This is a genomic window from Pseudomonas ovata (genome assembly GCF_003131185.1).
In the GTDB taxonomy this organism is placed as follows: Bacteria; Pseudomonadota; Gammaproteobacteria; order Pseudomonadales; family Pseudomonadaceae; genus Aquipseudomonas; species Aquipseudomonas ovata.
Window position 1 is genome coordinate 1 of sequence record NZ_QFFU01000051.1, and the last position, 2,039, is coordinate 2,039.

Consider the following 2,039-nt stretch of genomic DNA (forward strand, 5'->3'; position numbering starts at 1 on the left):
GTAAGCGCTCCACCACCTCCACATTCAAAACCGAATGTTGATGCCCGATGCTGTGCTCCCGATTTCTTTGGAGCCCGCCCGCCATGATGCGACCCGACAGTAAAGTTGAAAAGGTTTACCTCTATCCCAAACCCGTGGACTTCCGAAAGTCCATCGACGGCCTCACTGCCCTGGTCGAGTTGGACATCAAAGTCGCCGTGTTCGACCCCGTGCTCTTCGTCTTCCTCAACAAGGCCCGTAACCGCATCAAAGTGTTGTATTGGGAGCGCAACGGCTTTTGCCTGTGGCTCAAGCGTCTGGAAGCCGAGCGTTTCAAAACGTCTCCCGATGCCACCGATGAAGCTATTGTCCTGACCGTCCAGGAACTGAACTGGCTACTCGACGGTTTTGACCTCTGGCGCAACCGTCCTCATCAAGTTCTGACACCCCGCTTCGTAGCCTGACCCGGTATAATCCGGGCCATGATTTCATCGCCCGATAACCTTCCTGACGATCCTTCTGTGCTTAAGCAACTGCTTGCGCAGTTGCTGGCTGAGCGCACAGTCGACAAGGGCCACATCGTCGATTTGCAAGAGCAGATCAAGCTATTGCGGGCTCGACTGTTCAGCCGCAAGTCCGAACAGACCGTCGAGTCCAACACGCCCCAACTGGCCCTGTTCAACGAGCCGGAAAGCCAACTGGCGCCTGCCGTCGATGATCCCGATGAAGAAGCGGTGGCGCCGACTGCGCGCCGTGGCAAGCGCAAGCCACTGTCGGCTGACCTGCCACGTATCGAAGTCATCCATGACTTGCCAGAACATGAGCTGACCTGCGCCTGTGGTTGCCGCAAGCATGTCATCGGCGAAGAAACCAGCGAGCAGTTGGACATCGTGCCGATGCAGATCCGTGTGATCAAACATGTGCGCAAGGTCTACGGTTGCCGTGGCTGCGAAACCGCACCGGTCACAGCGGACAAGCCAGCACAATTGATCGAGAAAAGCATGGCCAGCCCGAGCGTGCTGGCCATGCTGCTGACCACCAAGTATGTCGATGGTTTGCCGCTGCACCGCTTCGAACGTGTGCTGGCCCGACATGGCATCGAGATCTCCCGGCAAACCTTGGCCCGCTGGGTCATCCAGTGCAGCGAGCACTTCCAGCCGCTGCTGAACCTGATGCGTGAGCGGCTGCTGGAAGGCCCGGTCATTCACTGTGATGAAACCCGCGTCCAGGTGCTCAAAGAGCCGGATCGAGACCCGACCAGCCAATCCTGGATGTGGGTACAGGCCAGCGGGCCACCGGATCGAAAAGTCGTGCTGTTTGACTACACTTCCAGCCGCGCGCAGGACGTGCCGCTGCGCCTGCTGGAAAGTTATCGTGGCTACGTGATGGCCGACGACTATGCGGGTTACAACGCATTGGCGTTGCAACCGGGCGTGGAGCGCCTGGCGTGCATGGCCCATGCGCGGCGCAAATTTAGCGAAGCACAAAAAGTGCAGCCCAAGGGCAAGACGGGGCGTGCCGATATCGCGCTGACTATGATCAATAAGTTATATGGCATCGAGCGTGAACTGAAAGACGGCAGCGACGAGCAGCGACTCATCGGCCGCCAGGAAAAGAGCCTGCCGATCCTGGCTCAGTTGAAAAGCTGGCTGGATAAAACTCAGTCCCAAGTGACGCCGCAAAGCGTGCTGGGCAAGGCGGTTAATTATCTGGCGAGCAACTGGAGCCGGCTGGAGCGTTATACGGAGGCTGGTTTTTTACCGATCGACAACAATGCCGCCGAAAGAGCGATAAAGCCGTTTGTTATCGGGCGCAAAGCCTGGCTGTTCAGCGATACGCCCAAGGGCGCCACCGCCAGCGCACAGATCTATAGCTTGGTCGAGACCGCCAAGATCAACGGCCAGGAGCCCTATACGTGGCTGCGCCACGTACTGGAGCGGCTGCCGCATGCCTCTTCGGTAGCAGACTACGAAGCGCTGCTGCCGTGGAACTGCTCGCCAGAGATGCCACGGTAAACCTGATCCCTGCTTTGCGGTAGGTGGGGATCATGGATCGGATAC

Annotated in this window: 2 protein-coding genes; both read left to right on the forward strand. The window is 58.4% G+C overall.

Annotated features, from left to right (window positions below):
* Positions 1–83 precede the first annotated feature (83 nt).
* Positions 84–443 carry an IS66 family insertion sequence element accessory protein TnpB gene (gene tnpB, locus DGA31_RS29355; protein WP_009687920.1) on the forward strand — a complete coding sequence of 120 codons (360 nt, stop codon included), beginning with the start codon at positions 84–86 and terminating at the stop codon, positions 441–443.
* Between the two features lie 18 nt (positions 444–461).
* On the forward strand, positions 462–1,994 hold the full coding sequence (tnpC, locus tag DGA31_RS29360) for an IS66 family transposase (protein ID WP_109514910.1): 1,533 nt from the start codon (positions 462–464) through the stop codon (positions 1,992–1,994).
* The last annotated feature ends 45 nt before the right edge of the window (positions 1,995–2,039 follow it).